General features: G+C 66.6%; 22 protein-coding genes. 9 read left to right on the forward strand and 13 right to left on the reverse strand.

Annotation, left to right across the window (positions count from 1 at the left end; translation table 11 throughout):
* Window positions 1-11: 11 nt before the first annotated feature.
* The 3 genes from BDI24065_RS31095 to BDI24065_RS31105 all read left to right on the forward strand — a co-directional run bounded on the left by BDI24065_RS31095 (window position 12) and on the right by BDI24065_RS31105 (window position 1,874).
* Window positions 12-422, forward strand: coding sequence for a group II truncated hemoglobin (locus tag BDI24065_RS31095; RefSeq protein ID WP_175034444.1), 411 nt, complete (start codon window positions 12-14; stop codon window positions 420-422).
* A gap of 106 nt (window positions 423-528) precedes the next feature.
* Window positions 529-1,260 carry an alanyl-tRNA editing protein gene (locus BDI24065_RS31100; RefSeq protein ID WP_175034445.1) on the forward strand — a complete coding sequence of 244 codons (732 nt, stop codon included), beginning with the start codon at window positions 529-531 and terminating at the stop codon, window positions 1,258-1,260.
* Complete coding sequence (locus BDI24065_RS31105) at window positions 1,257-1,874, forward strand: DUF924 family protein (RefSeq protein WP_175034446.1); 618 nt, start codon at window positions 1,257-1,259, stop codon at window positions 1,872-1,874. The genes BDI24065_RS31100 and BDI24065_RS31105 overlap by 4 nt, the downstream gene beginning before the upstream one ends.
* 186 nt (window positions 1,875-2,060) lie before the next feature.
* On the opposite strand, the gene BDI24065_RS31110 is transcribed toward BDI24065_RS31105, so the two are convergent.
* From BDI24065_RS31110 to BDI24065_RS31160, 11 genes are all read right to left on the reverse strand, one after another.
* Window positions 2,061-3,953 (reverse strand): ArnT family glycosyltransferase, encoded by a 1,893-nt coding sequence (locus BDI24065_RS31110; RefSeq protein ID WP_175034447.1) that lies wholly within the window; start codon window positions 3,951-3,953, stop codon window positions 2,061-2,063.
* Window positions 3,954-4,182: 229 nt separating this feature from the next.
* Window positions 4,183-4,944, reverse strand: coding sequence for an SDR family oxidoreductase (locus tag BDI24065_RS31115; RefSeq protein WP_175034448.1), 762 nt, complete (start codon window positions 4,942-4,944; stop codon window positions 4,183-4,185).
* A gap of 22 nt (window positions 4,945-4,966) precedes the next feature.
* Window positions 4,967-5,548 carry a TIGR00730 family Rossman fold protein gene (locus BDI24065_RS31120; protein WP_048020480.1) on the reverse strand — a complete coding sequence of 194 codons (582 nt, stop codon included), beginning with the start codon at window positions 5,546-5,548 and terminating at the stop codon, window positions 4,967-4,969.
* Window positions 5,545-6,303 carry a TetR/AcrR family transcriptional regulator gene (locus tag BDI24065_RS31125; RefSeq protein ID WP_175034449.1) on the reverse strand — a complete coding sequence of 253 codons (759 nt, stop codon included), beginning with the start codon at window positions 6,301-6,303 and terminating at the stop codon, window positions 5,545-5,547. The genes BDI24065_RS31120 and BDI24065_RS31125 overlap by 4 nt, the downstream gene beginning before the upstream one ends.
* Window positions 6,304-6,508: 205 nt before the next feature.
* Entirely contained in the window at window positions 6,509-7,045 is a 537-nt protein-coding gene (locus tag BDI24065_RS31130; RefSeq protein ID WP_175034450.1) for a diacylglycerol kinase, read from the reverse strand.
* Window positions 7,042-8,076: a glycosyltransferase family 4 protein gene (locus BDI24065_RS31135; RefSeq protein ID WP_175034451.1), complete on the reverse strand. Its 1,035-nt coding sequence runs from the start codon at window positions 8,074-8,076 to the stop codon at window positions 7,042-7,044. Before BDI24065_RS31135 ends, BDI24065_RS31130 begins: the two co-directional genes overlap by 4 nt.
* 29 nt (window positions 8,077-8,105) lie before the next feature.
* Window positions 8,106-9,044 (reverse strand): UDP-2,3-diacylglucosamine diphosphatase, encoded by a 939-nt coding sequence (locus BDI24065_RS31140; protein ID WP_175034452.1) that lies wholly within the window; start codon window positions 9,042-9,044, stop codon window positions 8,106-8,108.
* A 225-nt stretch (window positions 9,045-9,269) separates the two neighbouring features.
* On the reverse strand, window positions 9,270-9,776 hold the full coding sequence (locus BDI24065_RS31145) for an RDD family protein (protein WP_175034453.1): 507 nt from the start codon (window positions 9,774-9,776) through the stop codon (window positions 9,270-9,272).
* Between the two features lie 6 nt (window positions 9,777-9,782).
* On the reverse strand, window positions 9,783-10,541 hold the full coding sequence (locus BDI24065_RS31150; RefSeq protein ID WP_175034454.1) for a DUF3106 domain-containing protein: 759 nt from the start codon (window positions 10,539-10,541) through the stop codon (window positions 9,783-9,785).
* A 26-nt stretch (window positions 10,542-10,567) separates the two neighbouring features.
* Window positions 10,568-10,993, reverse strand: a complete 426-nt coding sequence (locus tag BDI24065_RS31155; protein ID WP_175034455.1) for a DUF3619 family protein — start codon at window positions 10,991-10,993, stop codon at window positions 10,568-10,570.
* Window positions 10,990-11,553 carry an RNA polymerase sigma factor gene (locus BDI24065_RS31160; RefSeq protein ID WP_043188875.1) on the reverse strand — a complete coding sequence of 188 codons (564 nt, stop codon included), beginning with the start codon at window positions 11,551-11,553 and terminating at the stop codon, window positions 10,990-10,992. The genes BDI24065_RS31155 and BDI24065_RS31160 overlap by 4 nt, the downstream gene beginning before the upstream one ends.
* Window positions 11,554-11,908: 355 nt before the next feature.
* Between BDI24065_RS31160 and BDI24065_RS31165 the strand changes: the two genes are divergently transcribed.
* The 6 genes from BDI24065_RS31165 (at window position 11,909) to BDI24065_RS31190 (ending at window position 18,912) form a co-directional block, all read left to right on the forward strand.
* Window positions 11,909-13,672 carry an acetolactate synthase 3 catalytic subunit gene (locus BDI24065_RS31165; protein ID WP_046544741.1) on the forward strand — a complete coding sequence of 588 codons (1,764 nt, stop codon included), beginning with the start codon at window positions 11,909-11,911 and terminating at the stop codon, window positions 13,670-13,672.
* Between the two features lie 112 nt (window positions 13,673-13,784).
* A complete protein-coding gene (gene ilvN, locus BDI24065_RS31170) occupies window positions 13,785-14,276 on the forward strand; it encodes an acetolactate synthase small subunit (protein WP_011352712.1) in 492 nt (163 codons plus the stop codon).
* Window positions 14,277-14,371: 95 nt separating this feature from the next.
* Window positions 14,372-15,388: a ketol-acid reductoisomerase gene (gene ilvC, locus BDI24065_RS31175; protein WP_098551046.1), complete on the forward strand. Its 1,017-nt coding sequence runs from the start codon at window positions 14,372-14,374 to the stop codon at window positions 15,386-15,388.
* 127 nt (window positions 15,389-15,515) lie between these two features.
* Complete coding sequence (locus BDI24065_RS31180) at window positions 15,516-16,160, forward strand: phosphatidylserine decarboxylase (protein WP_039370565.1); 645 nt, start codon at window positions 15,516-15,518, stop codon at window positions 16,158-16,160.
* A gap of 15 nt (window positions 16,161-16,175) precedes the next feature.
* Complete coding sequence (gene pssA, locus BDI24065_RS31185; RefSeq protein ID WP_175034456.1) at window positions 16,176-17,048, forward strand: CDP-diacylglycerol--serine O-phosphatidyltransferase; 873 nt, start codon at window positions 16,176-16,178, stop codon at window positions 17,046-17,048.
* Between the two features lie 319 nt (window positions 17,049-17,367).
* On the forward strand, window positions 17,368-18,912 hold the full coding sequence (locus tag BDI24065_RS31190; RefSeq protein WP_175034457.1) for a 2-isopropylmalate synthase: 1,545 nt from the start codon (window positions 17,368-17,370) through the stop codon (window positions 18,910-18,912).
* 71 nt (window positions 18,913-18,983) lie between these two features.
* On the opposite strand, the gene BDI24065_RS31195 is transcribed toward BDI24065_RS31190, so the two are convergent.
* Both BDI24065_RS31195 and BDI24065_RS31200 read right to left on the reverse strand, forming a co-directional pair.
* Window positions 18,984-20,534 carry a SulP family inorganic anion transporter gene (locus BDI24065_RS31195; protein WP_175034458.1) on the reverse strand — a complete coding sequence of 517 codons (1,551 nt, stop codon included), beginning with the start codon at window positions 20,532-20,534 and terminating at the stop codon, window positions 18,984-18,986.
* A 31-nt stretch (window positions 20,535-20,565) separates the two neighbouring features.
* Window positions 20,566-21,207 (reverse strand): carbonic anhydrase, encoded by a 642-nt coding sequence (locus BDI24065_RS31200; protein ID WP_175034459.1) that lies wholly within the window; start codon window positions 21,205-21,207, stop codon window positions 20,566-20,568.
* Window positions 21,208-21,411 lie beyond the last annotated feature (204 nt).

Genomic DNA, 21,411 nt, shown 5'->3' on the forward strand with positions numbered 1-21,411 from the left:
CGACTATCCGTATGACCGATGTGAATGATGATGCGCCGTCGCAACCGACGGCGTTCGAGCTCGTGGGCGGCGAAGCCCGCGTGCGCGAAATGATGGACCGCTTTTACGACCTGATGGATCTCGAGCCCGAGTTCGCGGAGATTCGCGCGCTGCACCCGGCCTCGCTCGACGGTTCGCGCGACAAGCTGTTCTGGTTCCTGTGCGGGTGGCTCGGCGGCCCCGACCACTACATCAGCCGGTTCGGCCATCCGCGGTTGCGCGCGCGGCACCTGCCGTTCCCGATCGCGTCGGTCGAGCGCGACCAGTGGCTGCGCTGCATGGCGTGGGCGATGGACGACATCGGGCTGCCCGAGCCGCTGCGCGAACGGCTCATGCATTCCTTCTACGACACGGCCGACTGGATGCGTAACCGGCCCGGTTGATCGACCGGTACGCCGCCGCCCGTGCGCGGGACGATCTGCGTCTGGGCGCACGCGCCGTGCGGCGCGACACTGGCCGCTTCCCCCCAATCGATACGAGGCTCGCCCGATGACGACACAAGCGCTGTTTCGCGAAGACGCGTACCTCACGCAATGCGACGCGGCCGTGCTGGCCGTCGGCGACGACGGTATCCGGCTCGACCGCACCGTGTTCTATCCGCTCGGCGGCGGCCAGGCCGGCGACACCGGCACGCTGACGCTGCCCGACGGCAGCACGATCGCGATTGCCGATACGCGCAAGGCCAAGTTCGACGGCGCGACGCCCGACGATGCCGTGCACGTGCCCGCACCGGGGCAGGAGGCGAGTGTTGCGGCGCTCGAGCCCGGCACGCGCGTGGTCGCGGAGATCGACTGGCTGCGCCGCTATCGCCACATGCGGCTGCATACCGCGGCGCACCTGATGTGCGCGGTGCTGCCGTATGCGGTCGACGGCTGCAGCGTGACGGCCGACTACGTGCGGCTCGATTTCGCGACGTCCGACGCGATCGACCGCGACGACGTCGAGCGACGCCTCGCCGGCCTGGTGGTCGGCGCGCACCCGGTCACGACCGAATGGATCACCGACGACGAGATGGCCGCGCGGCCGGACCTCGTGCGCACGATGAGCGTGAAGCCGCCGATGGGCCTTGGCCGCGTGCGGCTGCTGCGCATCGAGCAGGTCGACCTGCAGCCGTGCGGCGGCACGCATGTGCGCAACACGTCCGAAATCGGCGAGCTGCGGATCGCGAAACTGGAAAAAAAGAGCGCGCGCACCCGGCGCCTCGTACTGGAGTTTGCATGACGATCGACACCACCCGCGCGGGCGCGGCAGCGCTGGATCCGCAAGCGCGGGACATTCTGGATTTCTGGTTCGGCGAGCCGGGCTCGGCCGAATTCGGGCAGGACCGCAAGGTCTGGTTCAACGGCGGCGCGGCGTTCGACGACGTGCTGCGCACGCGCTACGGTGCCTTGCTCGACGCCGCGTGCGACGGCGCATGCGATCACTGGGCAGGCTCGCCGTCGGGCGCGCTTGCGTTGATCGTCGTGCTCGACCAGTTCTCGCGCAACATCCATCGCGGCACGCCACGCGCGTTTGCCGCCGATCCGAAGGCGCTCGCGCTGGCGCGCCGCGTCGTCGCGGCCGGCTGGGATGCGCAGTTGCCGAGCGGACATCACCGCGCGTTTGCGTATCTGCCGTTCGAGCACGACGAGTCGGTCGAGAGCCAGCGCGAGGCCGTGCGCCTGTGCGCGGGCATTCGCGACGAGGCGGGGTGCGAGAGCTATCACCGCTTCGCGTTGCTGCACGCGGCCGTCGTCGAGCGCTTCGGCCGCTTTCCGCACCGGAACGCGATTCTCGGTCGGGCATCGAGCGACGAGGAGAAGGCGTTTCTTCGCGAGCCCGGTTCGTCGTTCTGAGGATTCGGGCGGTCTCGCGCGACAAGGGGCGGGGGAGGCCCGCGGCGTCGCGCGGGTGCCGTGTCAGCCGGGGACGCCGGTCGGTGGCGCACCTGTCCCGGCGGCGGTTTGCTGCTCAGGCGGTGGTGTTCACCGCTTCACGTCTGGCATGAGGGCAAGCACGGCGGCGCGCCGTGCGGCCCCGCATTACTGCAGGTGCTGCTCAGGCGTGCGCACGTACACGCGCAGCAGTTCTTCGTTGTCGCCCGGGCGTGCGCCCGTCCAGAACAGTTTCCATTCGTTGCCAGGCGCTGGATCGACGGCCCGTACGCCCTGGACGATCATCCAGGTGCAGCGCGTCGTCTTTGCGTCGGCAATCGGCGTGTGCTGGATGCCGGAGAAGTAGTACAGCATCGGCGCTTCCGATTCGCCGAGCCCGTGCAGGCTCGCCATGCAGTCGCCGTCGTTCCACTCGAGCGCGAGATGCGCGTTCAGGTCGTCGAACACCGAGCGGTAGCTTTTCGCGACGTCGAGCCACGGCAGCAGCAGCGTGTAAATGAGCCCCCATGCGACGAGTGCGCCGGCGCCCCACGACAGCGCGCCGCGCCAGAGGCCTGTCGCGCGCAGCTTCGGCAGCAGTGTCAGCCAGCCGACCGTCAGCGCGAGCGCACCGATCACGAGCGCGGGTTCGATCGGTATCGTCCAGTCGAGCGGCAGCCAGCGGCCGAGCAGCGCGAGATCCTTGCGCGACGCGGCCGGATCGGCCATCACCGCCCAGATTGCCCATGCGAGTGCGATGGTCGCGCCGAACAGGACGCGGCTCAGGTAGTCCCACGCGAGATGTAGTCGGCGCGGCAGGCGTTCGATGGCCTGCGCAGCGACCAGTGCGAGCGGTGCGAAGAACGGCAGGATGTAGAGCTGGCGCGACGTCGCGGACACTTGCAGCACGGCGAGTCCGACGCCCGCGAACATCACGGGCAGCGCGACGCGCGGCGTGCGCCAGTCGCGCCACACACCGCGCGCGAGTGCGACGATCGCGAGCGGCGCGACCGGGAAGCCGACGAGCAGGAACGCGCGCAGGATGAAGAACGGCTTGTCGTTTTCCGCGCCCAGTTCGGGGACGGAGAAGCCGAAGAAGCGGCCGACATTGTTATCCCAGAACCACGTCATGAACAGCGTCTCGGAGCGCAGGAACAGCGCGATCGGCCAGATGAGCGCGAACGGCGCGAATACGAGCGCGGCGACACCGAGCGAGCGCGCGAACGAGCGGGTGCGGCAGGCCGGATAGAGCACCAGCGCGCCGACGAGCGTGGCCGCGAACACGAGCGGCACGAACAGCCCCTTCGTCATCAGCGCGATGCCGACGCCCGCGCCGAAGATCGGCGCGGCCCAGCGGCCCGACGGCCGGACCGGCAGCCCGTGCCGCATCTGCTGCGCGCGCGCGACGTGCTGCATCACGAGTTCGAGCAGCCCGCAGAAGGCGATCGCCGTGCCGGCGAACAGTGCGACGTCGGTCATCATGTCGTGCACATGCTTGATGACGACGAGCGTGCCCGCGCTCAACGCGACGGGACCGATCACGCGCAGGTCGAACCAGGAGTCCGCGCGGCTGGCGACGCGCGCCGCGCGTGCGATGAAGCCGAATGCAAGTGCGGCGAACAGCGCACTCGCGAGCCGGGCCGCGTCGTGCAGCGGCATCACGCGCTGCAGCAGCCATGCGAGGCTGGTCGCCACCCACGCGTATAGCGGCGGCTTTTCCATGAACGGCAGGCCGGCATTGGTCGGCACGACGAAGTCGCCGGTCTCGAGCATGTGCTGGATGATGCCGAACGTGTAGGTTTCGTCCTGCTTCCACGGGTCGTGCCCGAGCACGCCCGGCAGCGTATACGCGCAGATCAGCGCGGCGACGAACAGCCACGCACGCCAGCCGAGCAGGAGCGAGCGTTCGCGCGTCGTGCTGGTGGCGGCGGTCGAGGCGGCGATGGGCGTGCCGGCGGCGTCGAGCGTTGCAGTGAGGTCGGCGGCGTCGGTCGAATGGGTGTGCTGGGCCGGAGCGGGCACAGACGTGCGTCGCCGGCTGGGCGCTGCGGTTCCAGGCATGGAAGGAATCTCGGGTCGAGTCGAGCGGGTCCGGCGACATGGGCAGGACCGATTGGGGCCACATCAAGGGCCAACGGACGGGTGTTTATGACACCTGTCTGAATGTCCGCTAGTAGAACACGGAATTGTTACGGAGGATTACCGTTCGTGTCACGGAATTGTGGAGATTTGTGGTGTGGTGACGACGGATTGTTTCGGACGGCGGTGTTTGCCGCGCCGCGATGCGGAATTACCGGCCGCCGCCGACGTCGAGCAGGGCGCCCGTCGTGTAAGACGCCGCGTCGCCCAGCAGCCAGAGGATCGCTTCGGCGATCTCCTGCGCTTCGCCCGGGCGGCCGAGCGGCGTCGATGCGCCGAGGCGGGCCGCTCGGCCCGGCTGGCCGCCGCTTGCATGAATTTCGGTCTCGATCAGGCCGGGCCGTACCGCGTTGACGCGCACGCCGTGCGGGCCGAGTTCCTTTGCCAGGCCGATCGTCAGCGAGTCGACCGCACCTTTCGACCCCGCATAGTCGACGTATTCGTTCGGCGAGCCGAGCCGGGACGCGATCGACGATACGTTGACGATCGCGCCGCCGCGGCCGCCACGGTCGGTGGACAGCCGGCGCGCGGCTTCGCGCGCGCACAGGTATGCGCCGAGCACGTTGGTGTCGAACATCCGCCGCAGCCGGTCGGCCGGCATGTCGGCGAGCGGCATCGACGGCGCGACGATGCCCGCGTTGTTGACGAGCGCGTCGAGGCGGCCGAATGCGGCCGTGACGGTGTCGAACATCGCGACGACGTCGGTTTCGTTCGCGACGTCGCCCGCGACGATGCACGCACGACCGCCCGCGTCGCGGACGGCCTGCGCGGTGAGTTCGGCCGCCGCCGCGTCGCGTGCGTAGTTGATGCCGACGTCCCAGCCGCGCGCGGCCGCGAGCACCGCGGTCGCGCGGCCGATGCCACGGCTCGCGCCGGTGATGAGGACGGCCTTGCGGTCGGACGGAGCGGTCATCGCGTGCGGGTTCCGGTGACGGTTACTTGGCCGCGTCGGGCGCCCACTTGTCGCGAGCGGGCGGCTGGTAGCGACGCAGCCGCTCGATCAGTTCGACGGGTTCCGACTCGACGCACAGCGCGTCGAAATAGGCCGGACGCATGAAGCCCTCGTCGACCGTATGGCGCAGCAGCGCGATCAGCGGATCGTAGAACGAATCGATGTTGTAGACCGCGACGGGCTTGCGGTGATAACCGAGCTGCGCCCACGTATAGACCTCGAAGAGCTCCTCGAGCGTGCCGGCGCCGCCGGGCATCGCGACGAACGCGTCGGAGAGGTCGGCCATCATCTTCTTGCGGTGGTGCATGTCGGGCACGACGTGCAGTTCCGACAGCCCCGTATGGCCGACTTCCTTGTCGACGAGCAGTTCGGGGATCACGCCGACCGCACGGCCGCCGGCCGCCATCACTTCGTCGGCGATCACGCCCATCAGGCCGACCCGGCCGCCGCCGTAGACGAGCGTGAGGCCCGCATCGACGAGCGCGCGGCCGAATGCGCGCGCGGCGTCGGCATAGACGGGCCGCACGCCGGACGACGAGCCGCAGTAAACACACACTGCCTTCATTGCTTGGAATCCTTGGCGGGGGCTTGCCCACCGACGACCGGGCTGCCGGCAGGGCGCGGCGAACCGTCGCGCGGCGGCAGGTAGTCGGTGAACTGGCGCTTCGGCAGCTTGCCGGAGACCAGGTCGTCGAACAGCTGGCGCGAACGGCCGCGCAGGTACGGCGCCATCACGGAGATCACGTGCATGCTGACCTGGTGCAGTTCCTCGCGGATCGCGTCCTGGTCGTTGTACTTGCGCGGATGCATCACGTACTGATACGACAGCCAGTAGGTCGAAATGACGGCCATGTTGGTGGCGATGACTTCGATCTCGGCGGGCGTCGCGACCATCTCGGTGTCGGACACGAGCAGCTCGCACATCTCGCGCGCGAAGCGCACCTTGTGGCTGATGATCTGCTTGAAGTGCGTCTCGAGCGTGCGGTTACGGGCGAGCAGGTCGTTGAGGTCGCGATACAGGAACCGGTAGGTCCACATGAAATCGGCCATGTACTGCAGGTACGACCAGGTTTCGTCGATCGTCGGACGGTGATCTTCGGGAAAGCGCAGCCGCCGTTCGATCTGCTGCTCGAACTGCGCGAAGATGCTGTTGATGATGTCGTCCTTGTTGCGGAAATGGTAGTACAGGTTGCCTGGACTGATTTCCATTTCCTCGGCGATCGTCGTGGTCGTGACGTTCGGCTCGCCGATCTCGTTGAAGAGTTTCAACGACAACTCGAGAATCCGTTCGCGGGTGCGGCGGGGAGGTTTCGCTTCCATGTCGTCCGGCCCTGTGTGTGCCGGACTGGCGGGCGCTGCAATCGATGCTGCGTGATTCGTCCGGCGCGGGTTGCTGTTCTATGTCTAGCGGACGATTATAAACCGGGGTTTCGCCACATCGGGGCATTTCGTGTTCGCGGCCCCGCGCGGCGCATGGTGCAGCGCCGCACGCGGGCGGTGCGCCGGGGGCTCGCAGGGCAGCCGTCTAGAACCCGAGCCAGCGTGCGACGACCGGGCCGAGCACGAAGCCCCAAGTCGTCACGCATGCGAACAACGCGACCGTCACGGCTGCGCTGCCGAGGTCCTTCGCGCGCTTCGAGAGTTCGTGGCGCTCGAGCGAGATGCGGTCGATCGCGGCCTCGACGCTCGAATTCAGCAGCTCGACGATCAGCACGAGCAGCACCGACGCGATCAGCAGTGCGCGCGAAGCGGCCGGCACCGGCGCGAACGCGCCGATCGGGAGCATCAGCGCGGCGAGCGTGAGTTCCTGGCGAAACGCGCTCTCCTCGCGGATCGCGACGCGAAAGCCGTTCAGCGAATGCTTGAGGGCGTACCAGGCGCGCGTGATGCCGCGGTGGCGCTTGTACGGGTTCGGCGGCAGCGGCGTCAGCTGATCGTCGGGGCCGAGCGGCTCGTGCGGGTGCACGTCCGCGTCGGCGTGCGGCTCTTCCTCGTCGAACGGGCGGTGCCGTTGCGGCGTGGCGTCGGGGGGCGGGGTCTTGTCGTTCAGGTCTCGTTTCAAACGGCGGCACCTTCTGCTGGCGAGTACGCGGTCTTCGGCAGCGGCTTCAGATGCGACGCGAACTGCTCGGATGCCGCGCGCCACGAGAAGCGTTCGGCCCACTCGCGCGCAGTCGTGCGTTCGATCTTCAGCGCCTCGAGGCAGGCTTCCTGCAGGTCTTCGTGCATTGCACCGGCGTCGCCTTCGCCAAGCACGTCGATCGGGCCCGTCACGGGATACGCGGCCACCGGCGTGCCGCAGGCGAGCGCCTCGAGCAGCACGAGGCCGAACGTGTCGGTGCGACTCGGGAACACGAACACGTCGGCCGCAGCATACACCTTCGCGAGCTCGGCCTGTGACAGCACGCCGAGATAGTTCGCTTCCGGATAGCGGGACTTCAGCTCCGCGAGCGCGGGGCCTTCGCCCGCGACCCACTTCGAGCCGGGCAGGTCGAGGCGCAGGAACGCCTCGACGTTCTTCTCGATCGCGACGCGGCCCACGTACAGGAAGATCGGCCGGGCGGTGTTGAGCACCTTCGATTCCATCGGCCGGAACACGTCGAGATCGACGCCGCGGGTCCACAGCACGACGTTCGTGAAGCCGAATTTCTCGAGGTCCTGCTTGACGACCGGCGTCGGCGCCATCACCGCGAGCGACGGGCCGTGGAACCAGTGCAGGAAGCGGTAGGTCGCGGCGAGCGGAATGCCGAAGCGCGCCTGCACGTATTCCGGAAAGCGCGTGTGGTACGCGGTCGTGTACGGCAGCTTGCGCGAACGCGCATAGCGCCGCGCGGCGAGGCCGAGCGGACCTTCGGTCGCGATGTGCAGCGCGTCGGGTGCGAACGCATCGATCCGCGCGCGCAGCTTGCGGTACGGCAGGATCGACAGGCGGATCTCGGGGTAGGTCGGGCAGGGCACCGTGCGGAATTCCAGCGGCGTCAACATTTCGACGCGGTGGCCGAGGTCGGTGAGTTCGCGCGACGTGCTCTTCAGCGTGCGCACGACGCCGTTGACCTGCGGTTCCCACGCGTCGGTGACGATCATGATCTTCATCGCGGCTTTGTCCTGTAAGTAGGGGTGTGTCAGGCAGTGGCCTTGGCCTTGCGCGACGTGGTCTCCGACGGTGCGGTGCGCATCACCGTCCAGTAGACGATCTTCAGTTCGCCTTCCATCGTTTCGACGAGCGCGGACAGGCTTTCGACCCAGTCGCCGTCGTTGCAGTACAGCACGCCGTCGATGTCGCGGATCTCCGCCTTGTGGATATGCCCGCACACGACGCCGTCGCAGCCGCGGCGGCGCGCCTCGTCGGTCATCACGGTCTCGAACTGCGAGATGAAGTTGACGGCGTTCTTGACCTGGTGCTTCAGGTACTGCGACAGCGACCAGTACTGGAAGCCGAGCCGGCTGCGGATCCGGTTGAACCAGCGGTTCAGCACGAGGATCAGCGTATAGAGCGTGTCGCCGAGGTACGCGAGCCATTTCGCGTGCTGGATCACGCCGTCGAACAGGTCGCCGTGCACGATCCACAAACGTTTGCCCGCGAGCGTCGTGTGGAACGCCTCGCCGCGCACCTGGATGTCGCCGAACGCGAGATCGCAGAACTGCCGCGCGCCTTCGTCGTGGTTGCCGGGGATGTAGACGACCTGCGTTCCCTTGCGCGCCTTGCGCAGGATCTTCTGCACGACGTCGTTGTGCGCCTGCGGCCAGTACCAGCCCTTCTTCAGCTGCCAGCCGTCGATGATGTCGCCGACGAGGTACAGGTACTCCGAATCGTTGTGGCGCAGGAAGTCGAGCAGGTACGGCGCCTGGCAACCGCTCGAGCCGAGGTGGATGTCGGATAGCCAGATGGTGCGATAGCGGTGTGCCGACGAGTCGGGGTCGTCATGCTGAGTCGCATGCCCGGCAGGCGGGTCTTGCGACACCAGCCCGTCGGTTGCGGCAGAACCGGACAGGAAAGCTGTGGCGGCGCGGGCGCCGATGGGGTGACGGAACAGGGAGGTCGCGGACGTTTTCTGGCCCATGCATGACTCGCGCCGGTTGACATTACCGGCATTCCGCCATGCGGGCGTGACTGTGCCGTGACAGTCACGAGACGTTCTTATTACGACCGCTGTAGGGTGTTTAGCAGTGAATCACGGGACGTTGTGCAACCTGCCGTACGGAACGTACGGGCGTTGTCCGGCAAGGCTGTCGGGCCGGGCGGGCGTCGCCTCTGCGGGGTGTTTTCGTCAGGTGAATGCGATGCGTCAGCGCGGCATCGCGACGACGCGCGTGCGTGCGATCCGGTCGTGCGGAAACTGGCGGCCGGCATGCAGCCGGGCGGCGCCGGCCCACACGACGATCCACGCGGCGGTGAGCGCGAGCGTGACGGGTACCGACAGGCCGAGGAGCGGGTGCAGCGCGAGCGGCGGCAGGAACCACAGCCAGCCGAGCGCATAGCGGACGAGCGCGTGGCCCGCGCTCAGCGGCCGGCCGCTCGACGATTCGAGCCGCAACCGCCAGGTCTTCATCGGCAGCGTCTGGCCGCCATGCGTCCAGAACCAGACGAAGTACGCGCCGACCACGAGCGCGATCCAGGCGGCGAGCAGGTTGTGATGGACGAGGCCGTTGCGTTGTTGCGTCGCGAGGCTGAATGCGAGCCCGGCGAAGAACACCACGCCGAACAGCAGCACGCCTTCGTAGAGCAGCGCGGCGAGGCGCCGCCGCACGGACGGCGCTGCGGCCGGGGTTTCGGGGGCGTGGGCGTTCGCCACGGGCGCTCAGGAGCCCTTGAACAGCGAGGGTGCGTCGGCGGGCGACACCGGCGCCACGGCAGCCGGCGCGGATGCGGTGCCGGCCGTCGACGATGCGGGCACCGGCGGCGCGACGGCGGCCGAGACGGGCGCCGGTGCAGTGGCCGCACCGCTTGCCGGGTGTTCGTGCGAATTGACGAGGCGGCGGACGTCACGGTCGGCGATGGTCGGCGGCGCGCTGACGACGCTCGGCCGGCGGCGGCGCTCGGCGGCCGCGAGACGTTCCTTCTGCTCTTCGGGGAGTTGCTGGTACGCCTTCCAGGCGCGCTCGCGCGCCTGCGCGGAAAGCTCCTTCGCACTCTGGTAGTTCTCGCGCGCGACGCGACGCTGCTCGGGCGTCATCCGCGCCCATTCGGTCATCCGGTCTTGCAGGCGCTTTTGGTCATCGGGTGTCAACTTCGCGAAACGCGACGCGATCTTCAGCCATTTACGCTTGCGGGCTTCGCTGAAACCGTCCCACTGGTCGGCAAACGGCGCGAGTGCCGCGTGCTGCGCCGGCGTGAGGCGCGCCCACGACAGCGGGCCAGTAGCGGCCGGCAGCGGCAGGGGCAGCGGGGGAAGTTCGGTGGTCAGCCCGGTCGCGGCCGACGCGGGCGCGGCAGGGCTGCTGGCCGCGGCGGTGGTCGTCGCGGGGGCCGGGTGGAATCGTGGGTAAGTGGCGACGTAGGAAACGGCGATCGCGATTACGCATCCGAAAAATACGGCCAGGCCGCGCTTCTGACTCACCCGTGCGATCCCCTCGTTATTGTCTGTTAGTGAGCGCGCGACAGATACGCGTTGAACCCGTGATCGAGATACGCGTTGAGCGGCAGGTCGTCGCTGAGCATCGCCGCGTCGATGTCGGCGAGTTCGGCGGTGCGCTGCATGTCTTCCCAGTAGGCGATGCCGACGAGCCCCGCGAGCAGCAGCGCCAGCGGCCACGCGCGCAGCAGGCGGCGCGCGAACGACGCCTGCGGGCGGCTCGCGGGCGCCATCCCGTACGCACCGGCCGCGCCGGCGAAGGCCGGCACGAACACCGGCGCGGTCGCGGGTTCGGGCTTCTTGCGCGCGAGCGCAGCCCGGCGGGCGACGGCCAGACGGTCGGTGGTCGCGGCAGGCAGGTCGGCCGCACACTCGTCCAGCGCGCGGCGCACCTTCAGCGCGAATTCGTGTTCTCGATTTGCGGGAGCGGAGCTCATAGCGTGATTCCTTTGGCCTTGAGCGCGTGCGCCAGCGTGTGGGTGGCCCGCGAGCAGTGCGTCTTCACGCTGCCCTCGGAGCACCCCATTGCGGCGGCAGTCTCGGCGACATCCATATCTTCCCAATAACGCATCAGGAACGCTTCCCGTTGACGCGCCGGAAGTTTCTGGATTTCTTCGTCGATCAGGGCCAGAACCTGCTCTCGTTCGAGGCGGTGCTCGCTGCTCTCGACGCCCACATTGTCGTTCGCGGATTCGAGTGTTTCGAGCGGGTCGAAGTCGTCGTCGTCGGTGTTGTTCAGCGACGAGAAGAGCGTGACCCACGTGTTGCGGACTTTCTGCCGGCGAAACCAGTCGTGGATCGCGTTCTGCAGGATTCGCTGAAAAAGCAGCGGCAGCTCGGCCGCCGGCCGGTCGCCGTACTTCTCCGCAAGCTTGATCATCGCGTCCTGCACGATGTCGAGCGACGCATCGTCGTCACGCACGGCGTACGCAGCCTGCTTGAACGCGCGCCTTTCGACGCCCGCCAGAAAGTCGGCGAGTTCCTTGTCTGATGCCATTCCGTGAAGGTATGCGCTGCGGACCGCTGCGTGGTGTAAAAGGTCGAAAAATTTCGTAAAACCCGCGGATGCTATCAAATTTTCGCGCTACTTGGCACCGGGTTGGGCGCCGCACGTTGCGCGCGAGCCGCGGCGGCGGGGTGCCAAGCGGCGCCCATGATGCGCTGCGGGATATTTTGCTTGACGACCCAATCGCGACCCGCTATCGTCAATGATTCGCAACATGAAGTGATGGTCTCATTTGAGGCTGGCCCAAGAAGCCTGCCCTTCAAACTGGACGCGCCGCTTGAACCCGAGCCACAAGCCCGGCAGAGAGCACCCGATCAATTTTTTGCCGAAAATTCGAAAGGTCAAAATGAACATGCCCAGCGCGGAATTCTCCACGTCGGAACCCCTTTCCCCTCCCGATAGCGACTCCATCGGCGGTACCGTGCTCATGAAGGCACTGGCCGATGAAAACGTCGAATTCATCTGGGGCTACCCCGGCGGCTCGGTACTCTACATCTACGACGAGCTTTACAAGCAGGACAAGATTCAGCACGTGCTGGTGCGCCACGAACAGGCGGCCGTGCACGCAGCCGATGCGTATGCGCGTTCCACCGGCAATGTCGGCGTCTGCCTCGTGACGTCGGGCCCCGGTGTCACCAACGCGGTGACCGGCATCGCCACGGCGTACATGGATTCGATCCCGATGGTCGTGATCAGCGGCCAGGTGCCCACGGCCGCGATCGGCCAGGATGCATTCCAGGAGTGCGACACCGTCGGCATCACGCGTCCGTGCGTGAAGCACAACTTCCTCGTGAAGGACGTGCGCGACCTCGCGGAAACCGTCAAGAAGGCGTTCTATATCGCCCGTACCGGCCGTCCGGGCCCGGTGCTGATCGACATCCCGAAGGACATCTCGAAGACGCCGTGCGAGTACGAGCCCGTCAAGAGCGTGTCGCTGCGTTCGTACAACCCCGTCACGAAAGGCCATTCGGGCCAGATCCGCAAGGCCGTGTCGCTGCTGCTGACGGCGAAGCGTCCGTACATCTACACGGGTGGCGGCATCATCCTCGCCGATGCGTCGCGTGAGCTGAACCAGTTCGCGGATCTCCTCGGCTACCCGGTCACGAACACGCTGATGGGCCTGGGCGGCTATCGCGCGTCGGACAAGAAATTCCTCGGCATGCTCGGCATGCACGGCACCTACGAAGCGAACATGGCGATGCAGCACTGCGACGTGCTGATCGCGATCGGTGCCCGCTTCGACGACCGCGTGATCGGCGACCCGGCGCACTTCGCGTCGCGTCCGCGCAAGATCATCCACATCGACATCGACCCGTCGTCGATCTCGAAGCGTGTGAAGGTCGACATCCCGATCGTCGGCGACGTGAAGGAAGTGCTCAAGGAGCTGATCGAGCAGCTGCAGACGGCCGAACATGGCCCTGACACCGAGGCGCTCGCGCAATGGTGGAAGGACATCGAGGGCTGGCGCTCGAAGGACTGCCTGAAGTACGACCGCGAAAGCGAGATCATCAAGCCGCAGTACGTGGTGGAGAAGGCGTGGGAGCTGACGGACGGCAATGCGTTCGTGTGCTCGGACGTCGGCCAGCACCAGATGTGGGCCGCGCAGTTCTACCGTTTCAACAAGCCGCGTCGCTGGATCAACTCCGGCGGCCTCGGCACGATGGGCTTCGGCCTGCCGGCAGCGATGGGCGTCAAGATGGCGCACCCGGACGACGACGTGCTGTGCATCACGGGCGAAGGCTCGATCCAGATGTGCATCCAGGAACTGTCGACCTGCCTGCAGTACGACACGCCCGTGAAGATCATTTCGCTGAACAACCGCTATCTCGGCATGGTTCGCCAGTGGCAGCAGATCGAATACAGCAAGCGCTATTCGCATTCGTACATGGATGCGCTGCCTGATTTCGTGAAGCTCGCCGAAGCGTACGGCCATGTCGGCATGCGGATCGAAAAGACCTCGGATGTGGAGCCGGCGCTGAAGGAAGCGCTGCGCCTGAAGGACCGCACCGTGTTTCTCGACTTCCAGACCGATCCGACCGAAAACGTCTGGCCGATGGTACAGGCCGGCAAGGGCATCACCGAGATGCTGCTCGGATCGGAAGATCTGTAACGGCGCGACGCGCGCCTGAGCCCGATGCGGCCGCCTTCACGAAGGGCGGTGCGGCATGCGGCAGCGCGCGGCGCGAGTGAATCGACACGGACACATTCTGGAAGAAGCGAACATGAGACACATCATTTCCGTCCTGCTGGAGAACGAACCGGGCGCGCTGTCGCGCGTGGTCGGTCTGTTTTCCGCACGCGGCTACAACATCGAAACCTTGACGGTGGCGCCGACCGAAGACCAATCGCTGTCGCGGCTCACCATCGTTTCCATTGGCTCCGACGACGTGATCGAACAGATCACGAAGCATCTGAACCGCCTGATCGAGGTGGTGAAAGTGGTGGACCTGACCGACGGTGCACACATCGAACGCGAGCTGATGCTGATCAAGGTACGTGCAGTGGGCAAGGAGCGCGAAGAAATGAAGCGGATGGCGGACATTTTCCGCGGCCGCATCATCGACGTGACCGAAAAGACCTACACGATCGAATTGACGGGCGCGAGCGACAAGCTCGACGCATTCATCCAGGGGCTGGACGCGGGCGCGATCCTAGAGACCGTGCGCACCGGCAGCTCCGGCATCGGACGCGGCGAGCGCATCCTGAAGGTGTGATGCCAGACAGGCACGCCGGGTGCGCCGTCATGTCCCGGCCCGCAGTACTCCATCCGAACGAATTGTTGAATTTTTGAATTAGCGAAGGAACCATCATGAACGTTTTCTACGACAAAGACGCTGACCTCTCCCTCATCAAGGGCAAGCAAGTCACGATCATCGGCTACGGCTCGCAAGGCCATGCACACGCGCTGAACCTGAAGGACAGCGGCGTGAACGTGACGGTCGGCCTGCGCAAGGGCGGCGCGTCGTGGAGCAAGGCCGAAAACGCCGGCCTGTCGGTCAAGGAAGTCGCGGAAGCGGTGAAGAGCGCCGACGTCGTGATGATGCTGCTGCCGGACGAGCAGATCGCCGACGTGTACGCGAAGGAAGTCCACGCGAACATCAAGCAGGGCGCAGCGCTGGCATTCGCGCACGGCTTCAACGTCCACTACGGTGCGGTGATCCCGCGCGCCGACCTCGACGTGATCATGATCGCGCCGAAGGCACCGGGCCACACGGTTCGCGGCACGTACTCGCAAGGTGGCGGCGTGCCGCACCTGATCGCGGTTGCGCAGAACAAGTCGGGCGCGGCACGCGACATCGCGCTGTCGTACGCGGCAGCGAACGGCGGCGGCCGTGCAGGCATCATCGAAACCAACTTCCGTGAAGAAACCGAAACCGACCTGTTCGGCGAGCAGGCCGTGCTGTGCGGCGGTACCGTCGAGCTGATCAAGGCTGGCTTCGAGACGCTGGTCGAAGCAGGTTACGCGCCGGAAATGGCGTACTTCGAGTGCCTGCACGAACTGAAGCTGATCGTCGACCTGATCTACGAAGGCGGCATCGCGAACATGAACTACTCGATCTCGAACAACGCCGAGTACGGCGAGTACGTGACGGGTCCGCGCATCGTCACGGAAGAGACGAAGAAGGCGATGAAGCAGTGCCTGACCGACATCCAGACGGGCGAGTACGCGAAGAGCTTCATTCTCGAGAACAAGGCAGGCGCGCCGACGCTGCAGTCGCGCCGCCGCCTGACGGCCGAGCACCAGATCGAGCAGGTCGGCTCGAAGCTGCGCGCGATGATGCCGTGGATCGCGAAGAACAAGCTCGTCGACCAGACGAAGAACTAAGCATCGCGAGCTGTTCCGGCCCCTCGAATAGAGGGCCGGTACCAAAAAGCCGCCCGAAGGCAGCAGTGCCCCGGGCGGCTTTTGCTATCCTACGGGCTTTGCAATTCACCGAACACAGAACGAATCCATGAACTATCCTCATCCGATCATCGCGCGCGAAGGCTGGCCGTTCATCGCGATTGCAGCCGTCATCGCGCTGTTGATCCATGCTGTCGGGGGCTTCGGCTTCGCGTGGCCGTTCTGGCTGCTGCTCGTCTTCGTCGTCCAGTTCTTCCGCGACCCGCAGCGCCCGATCCCGGCGCAGCCGAATGCGGTACTGTGCCCGGCCGACGGCCGCATCGTCGCGGTCGAGACCACGCAGGACCCGTACGCGAACCGCGAAGCGCTGAAGATCAGCGTGTTCATGAATGTCTTCAACGTCCATTCGCAGCGTTCGCCGGTCGATGGCGCGATCTCCAAGGTCGAATACTTCCCGGGCGCGTTCCTGAACGCGGCGATCGACAAGGCGTCGACCGAGAACGAGCGCAATGCGGTCGTGATCCAGACGGCGAGCGGCAAGACCGTGACCGCCGTGCAGATCGCCGGCCTCGTTGCCCGCCGGATTCTCTGCTACGTGCGCGCCGGCGAGCCGCTGTCGCGCGGCCAGCGCTATGGTTTCATCCGCTTCGGTTCGCGCGTCGACGTGTACCTGCCGCTCGGCAGCCGCGCGAAGGTGTCGATCGGCGAGAAGGTCTACGCGTCGTCGACGATCCTCGCCGAACTCGAACAGTAAGCGGCGGGGCGCACGATGGCCGCATTCAAACCGCGTCGGCCGCGCAATGGCGCCGGCCAGACGCCACGCCCGTTCCGCCGCAACAAGGGGATGGCATCGGATCCGGTGCCCATCGAGAGCCGCCGCGCCGCGCGCCAGCGGTTCCTGAAGACGCGCGGCATCTACCTGCTGCCGAACGCATTCACGACCGCCGCGCTGTTCTGCGGCTTCTTTGCGGTCGTGCAGGCGATGAACGTGCGCTTCGAGATCGCCGCGATCGCGATTTTCGTCGCGATGGTGCTCGACGGGATGGACGGGCGCGTCGCACGCATGACGCATACGCAGAGCGCGTTCGGCGAGCAGTTCGACAGCCTGTCGGACATGGTGTCGTTCGGCGTCGCGCCCGCGCTCGTGATGTACGAGTGGGTGCTGAAGGATCTCGGCCGCTGGGGCTGGCTCGCCGCGTTCGTCTACTGCTCGGGCGCCGCGCTGCGCCTGGCGCGCTTCAATACGAACATCGGCGTCGTCGACAAGCGTTTCTTCCAGGGGCTGCCGAGCCCGGCCGCGGCCGCGCTGATCGCGGGCTTCGTGTGGCTTGCCACCGACAACCGCGTGCCGATGAAGCTCGGCTGGCTGCCGTGGGTCGCGTTCGTGCTGACGATCTACGCCGGCGTGACGATGGTGTCGAACGCGCCGTTCTACAGCGGCAAGGCGCTCGACGTACGGCACCGCGTGCCGTTCGCGGCGATCCTGCTCGTCGTCGTCGCGTTCGTGCTCGTGTCGTCCGACCCGCCGCTGATGCTGTTCTGCCTGTTCGTGCTGTACGGGCTGTCCGGCTACGTGTTCTGGGGCTACATGGCCATCCGCGGGCGTGCGAATCCGGCGCGCTCGTCGCAGCGCGATCACTGACGCACACGCGTTTTTTACCCGGAAACGGCGGCCTCAGGGCCGCCGTTTTCATTTGTCCCTGATTCGACTCGTGCGGCCGGAAACCCCGGGTGCCGGCCGATTGCGCGCCCAACGGATTGCCGCTATAGTCTTCGGCATGACTGCATTTTCCCGCCTCTCCCTCCTTCTAGCCGGTGCGCCGCTACGCGCGCTAGCTTTGGCGCGCCTGCCGCGCTGACCGTTCTCGCCCCCCGTCAAGCCTCGTCTGTTGTTGAGCGTCGCCAGCGGTGGCGCGATCTCGTTACGTTTGACTTCCGTATAAAGAGCCCTGGAGCCCCCCATGACAGACAAGCTGATCATTTTCGATACGACGTTGCGTGACGGCGAACAATCGCCCGGCGCGTCGATGACGAAGGAAGAGAAAATCCGCATCGCGAAGCATCTCGAGCGGATGAAGGTCGACGTGATCGAGGCCGGCTTCGCGGCCAGCTCGAACGGCGATTTCGACGCGATCCACACGATCGCCGGTCTCATCAAGGACAGCACGATCTGCTCGCTGGCGCGCGCCAACGACAAGGACATCCAGCGCGCGGCCGACGCGCTGAAGCCGGCCGAGAGCTTCCGGATCCACACGTTCATCGCGACGTCGCCGCTGCACATGGAGAAGAAGCTGCGGATGACGCCCGACCAGGTGTTCGAGCAGGCACGCCTCGCCGTGCGTTTCGCGCGCAAGTTCACCGACAACGTCGAATTCTCGCCGGAAGACGGCAGCCGCTCCGACATGGATTTCCTGTGCCGCGTGCTGGAAGCCGTGATCGCCGAAGGCGCGACGACGATCAACATCGCCGACACGGTCGGCTACGGCGTGCCGGAGCTGTACGGCAACCTCGTGAAGACGCTGCGTGAACGCATTCCGAACTCGGACAAGGCGATCTTCTCGGTGCACTGCCATAACGACCTCGGGATGGCCGTCGCGAACTCGCTCGCCGGCGTGAAGATCGGCGGCGCGCGTCAGGTCGAGTGCACGATCAACGGTCTCGGCGAGCGCGCGGGCAACACGTCGCTCGAAGAAATCGTGATGGCCGTGAAGACGCGCAAGGACTACTTCGGTCTCGACGTCGGCATCGACACGTCGCAGATCGTGCCGACGTCGAAGCTCGTGTCGCAGATCACCGGCTTCGTCGTGCAGCCGAACAAGGCGGTGGTCGGCGCGAACGCATTCGCGCACGCATCGGGGATCCATCAGGACGGCGTGCTGAAGGCGCGCGACACCTACGAGATCATGCGCGCGGAAGACGTGGGCTGGACCGCGAACAAGATCGTGCTCGGCAAGTTGTCGGGCCGTAACGCGTTCAAGCAGCGCCTGCAGGAACTCGGCGTGGCGCTCGACAGCGAGAGCGAACTGAATGCCGCGTTCATGCGCTTCAAGGATCTGGCCGACCGCAAGGCCGAGATCTTCGACGAGGACATCATCGCGATCGTGTCCGAGGAGTCGGCGCTCGCGCACGAGCAGGAGCACTTCAAGTTCGTGTCGCTGTCGCAGCACTCGGAAACGGGCGAGCAGCCGCACGCGAAGGTCGTGTTCGGGGTCGAAGGCAAGGAAGTGACCGGCGAGGCACGCGGCAACGGTCCGGTCGATGCGACGTTCAATGCGATCGAGAGCGAGGTCGGCAGCGGTTCCGAGCTGCTGCTGTACTCGGTGAACGCGATCACGACCGGCACGCAGGCGCAGGGCGAAGTGACGGTCCGGCTGTCGAAGAGCGGGCGGATCGTCAACGGCGTCGGTACCGATCCGGACATCGTCGCCGCGTCTGCAAAGGCCTACATTTCTGCACTGAACAAGCTGCATTCGAAGGACGACAAGCTCAATCCGCAGCGCTCATAAGCGCCGCGCACCGCGCGTCACCGAAACGCCCCGTGCGGCCCTGCGCCGCCGGGGCGTTTTTCATGCGCCGTTCATTCGGCGGCCGGCGCGCGGAATAGCCAGCGGCGCGTGGCCGTGCGCGGCGCCGGGCTGCGCCGCCGGAACTCGACCGCGATGCCGCGTCGCGGCGCATCGGCGACGAACGCGTCGAGCAGTTCGAGCACGTCGTGATCGATGTAGTCGGCCCGCGTCGCGTCGATGATCACTGCGGCCCGGTCGGGAATGTGCCGCAGGTGGTGCTTGACCTGGACCTTGCCGAGAAACGACACGTCCTTGCGGAACGACAGCAGGAAGTGGTCGTCGTGCTGCGCGAGCGTGACGGGGCTCTTCAGGTTCGCGACGGCGACTGCCAGCACGCTGCACGCGAGGCCGAGCGCGATGCCGAACAGCAGGTCGACCGCGAGCACGCCAGCGATCGTCGCGGCAAACGGCACGAACGCGGCCGGGCCCTGTTTCATCACCGAGCGGAACAGTGCCGGTTTCGCGAGCTTGAAGCCGGTATGGATCAGGATCGCGGCCAGGCTCGCGAGCGGGATCAGGTTGATCAGGCCGGTGAGCGCGAACACGCTGGCGAGCAGCAGCATCCCGTGGACGATCGCCGACATCCGGCTTTGCGCGCCCGCATTGACGTTCACCGAGCTGCGCACGATCACCGACGTGATCGGCAGTCCGCCGACCGCACCCGCGACGAGATTGCCGACGCCCTGGGCCTTGAGCTCACGGTCGGGCTGGGTCGGCCGGCGCTTCGGGTCGATCTGCTCGACGGCTTCGAGGCTCAGCAGCGTCTCGAGGCTTGCGACGACCGCGAGCGTGATCGCGACGCGCCACACGTCCGGATTGACGAGCTGCGCGAAGTTCGGCCCGAGCTCCGCATGCTTGAGCGACGCCGCGAAGGCCGCGAACGATCCGAGTTCGGGCAGTGTCACGCGATGGGCGGCGCCCGGCGCAACCGACGGTGCCACGACGCCCAGCACGAGCGTGGCGCCGATCCCGAGCACGACCACGGCGAGTGGGGCCGGTACCGAGCGCACCAGTGCGAAGCGGCGCAGTGCGAGCGTGTCCCACGCCACCAGCAGCGCGAGCGACGCGAGCGCGATGGCCGTCGCGGCCCACGCGACCGGCAGGCCCGGCCAGTTCGCAAACGATTGCGCAGCCGAGCCGCCGATGCCGAACGCGAACGGAATCTGCTTCACGATCAGCAGCAGGCCGATCGCGGCGAGCATGCCCTTGATGACGGGGGACGGCACATAGGCGGCGAAGCGGCCGGCGCGCAGCATGCCGAACCCGAACTGCAGTACGCCGGACAGCAGCACTGCGAGCAGGAACGCGGAAAAGCTGCCGAGTTGGGCGATCCCTTCGACGACGATCACGACGAGGCCGGCGGCCGGCCCGCTGACGGACAGCGACGAGCCGCTCAGCAGCGCGACGACGATCCCGCCGACGATGCCGGACACGAGACCGGCGAACGGTTCGACGCCGGATGCATTGGCGATGCCGAGACACAGCGGCAGCGCGACGAGAAACACGACGACGCCGGCGACGATGTCGCGCGGCAGGGTGGACAGGCGCTCGTTCAGTTTCATGGTTGGGGCGATTTCATTGGCTTGGGGGAGGTCAGCCGAGCGCGTCGGCCGTCACGGCCTGCACGGGTTCGACGTCGACGGGCGGCGTGGTGTAGCCGGAATCGAGTTCCTGCAGGCGGCCGTCGGCGAGCGAAAAGATCCAGCCATGCACGAGCGGCGGCCGTTCGCGGCCCCGCACGATCGGGGACGCGCGCAGCAGCCGCACCTGCTCGAGCACGTTGAGTTCGGCGAGGCGGTCGGCAGCGGCCGTGTCGTCGAGCCCGTCGAGCGTGTCGCGATGGCGCCGCGCGAGCGCGCAGAGCGGCGCGATGCGGCGCGCGACGTGCGGCAGCTCGGACGGCGGCGGCAGCAGCGACGCGCGTACGCCGCCGCACCCGTAGTGCCCGCACACGATCACGTGGTCGACCTGCAGCACGCGCACCGCGTACTCGAGCACGCTGGCGGAATTGTCGTCGTCGGGATGGAACAGGTTCGCGATGTTGCGATGGACGAACAGCTCGCCGGGCGCGCAGTGGGTGATGGTTTCGGCCGGCACGCGGCTGTCGGCGCAGCCGATCCACAGCACGCGCGGGTTCTGGCCGCGCGCGAGTGCGTCGAAGAAGCCGGGCGTGTGTTCACGCGTTTCGCGGGCCCAGGCGATGTTGGCAACCAGCATGCTCTTGGGGCGATTCATGAGGACTCCTTTGTGATAAAGGCAAACGAATATCGACGGAAATGGCGCAATGGCATTCTTTCTAAATTGAAAGGTTTGGTTTCGACTGATATTAGGGGTATGCCCTAGCATTTCGGGGGTGCTGAAACAATTTGTTTCAAATTGATTTGGCGTAGTGCATTGCATGCACCAGTTCGCCGCATGACATGCGCGGCGCGTGCCTGT

Source organism: Burkholderia lata, assembly GCF_902499025.1.
Lineage (GTDB): Bacteria > Pseudomonadota > Gammaproteobacteria > Burkholderiales > Burkholderiaceae > Burkholderia > Burkholderia lata_C.

Bases quoted from the DNA above. Each gene is read 5' to 3' on its own strand.
- BDI24065_RS31115 (WP_175034448.1), bottom strand. From the start codon at position 4,944: ATGACCGCTCCGTCCGACCGCAAGGCCGTCCTCATCACCGGCGCGAGC.
- BDI24065_RS31200 (WP_175034459.1), bottom strand. From the start codon at position 21,207: ATGAATCGCCCCAAGAGCATGCTGGTTGCCAACATCGCCTGGGCCCGC.
- pssA (WP_175034456.1), top strand. From the start codon at position 16,176: ATGGCCGCATTCAAACCGCGTCGGCCGCGCAATGGCGCCGGCCAGACG.
- BDI24065_RS31135 (WP_175034451.1), bottom strand. From the start codon at position 8,076: ATGAAGATCATGATCGTCACCGACGCGTGGGAACCGCAGGTCAACGGC.
- BDI24065_RS31155 (WP_175034455.1), bottom strand. From the start codon at position 10,993: ATGAGCTCCGCTCCCGCAAATCGAGAACACGAATTCGCGCTGAAGGTG.
- BDI24065_RS31100 (WP_175034445.1), top strand. From the start codon at position 529: ATGACGACACAAGCGCTGTTTCGCGAAGACGCGTACCTCACGCAATGC.
- BDI24065_RS31180 (WP_039370565.1), top strand. From the start codon at position 15,516: ATGAACTATCCTCATCCGATCATCGCGCGCGAAGGCTGGCCGTTCATC.
- BDI24065_RS31195 (WP_175034458.1), bottom strand. From the start codon at position 20,534: ATGAAACTGAACGAGCGCCTGTCCACCCTGCCGCGCGACATCGTCGCC.
- BDI24065_RS31165 (WP_046544741.1), top strand. From the start codon at position 11,909: ATGAACATGCCCAGCGCGGAATTCTCCACGTCGGAACCCCTTTCCCCT.
- BDI24065_RS31140 (WP_175034452.1), bottom strand. From the start codon at position 9,044: ATGGGCCAGAAAACGTCCGCGACCTCCCTGTTCCGTCACCCCATCGGC.
- BDI24065_RS31160 (WP_043188875.1), bottom strand. From the start codon at position 11,553: ATGGCATCAGACAAGGAACTCGCCGACTTTCTGGCGGGCGTCGAAAGG.
- ilvC (WP_098551046.1), top strand. From the start codon at position 14,372: ATGAACGTTTTCTACGACAAAGACGCTGACCTCTCCCTCATCAAGGGC.
- ilvN (WP_011352712.1), top strand. From the start codon at position 13,785: ATGAGACACATCATTTCCGTCCTGCTGGAGAACGAACCGGGCGCGCTG.
- BDI24065_RS31190 (WP_175034457.1), top strand. From the start codon at position 17,368: ATGACAGACAAGCTGATCATTTTCGATACGACGTTGCGTGACGGCGAA.
- BDI24065_RS31110 (WP_175034447.1), bottom strand. From the start codon at position 3,953: ATGCCTGGAACCGCAGCGCCCAGCCGGCGACGCACGTCTGTGCCCGCT.
- BDI24065_RS31125 (WP_175034449.1), bottom strand. From the start codon at position 6,303: ATGGAAGCGAAACCTCCCCGCCGCACCCGCGAACGGATTCTCGAGTTG.
- BDI24065_RS31105 (WP_175034446.1), top strand. From the start codon at position 1,257: ATGACGATCGACACCACCCGCGCGGGCGCGGCAGCGCTGGATCCGCAA.
- BDI24065_RS31120 (WP_048020480.1), bottom strand. From the start codon at position 5,548: ATGAAGGCAGTGTGTGTTTACTGCGGCTCGTCGTCCGGCGTGCGGCCC.
- BDI24065_RS31095 (WP_175034444.1), top strand. From the start codon at position 12: ATGACCGATGTGAATGATGATGCGCCGTCGCAACCGACGGCGTTCGAG.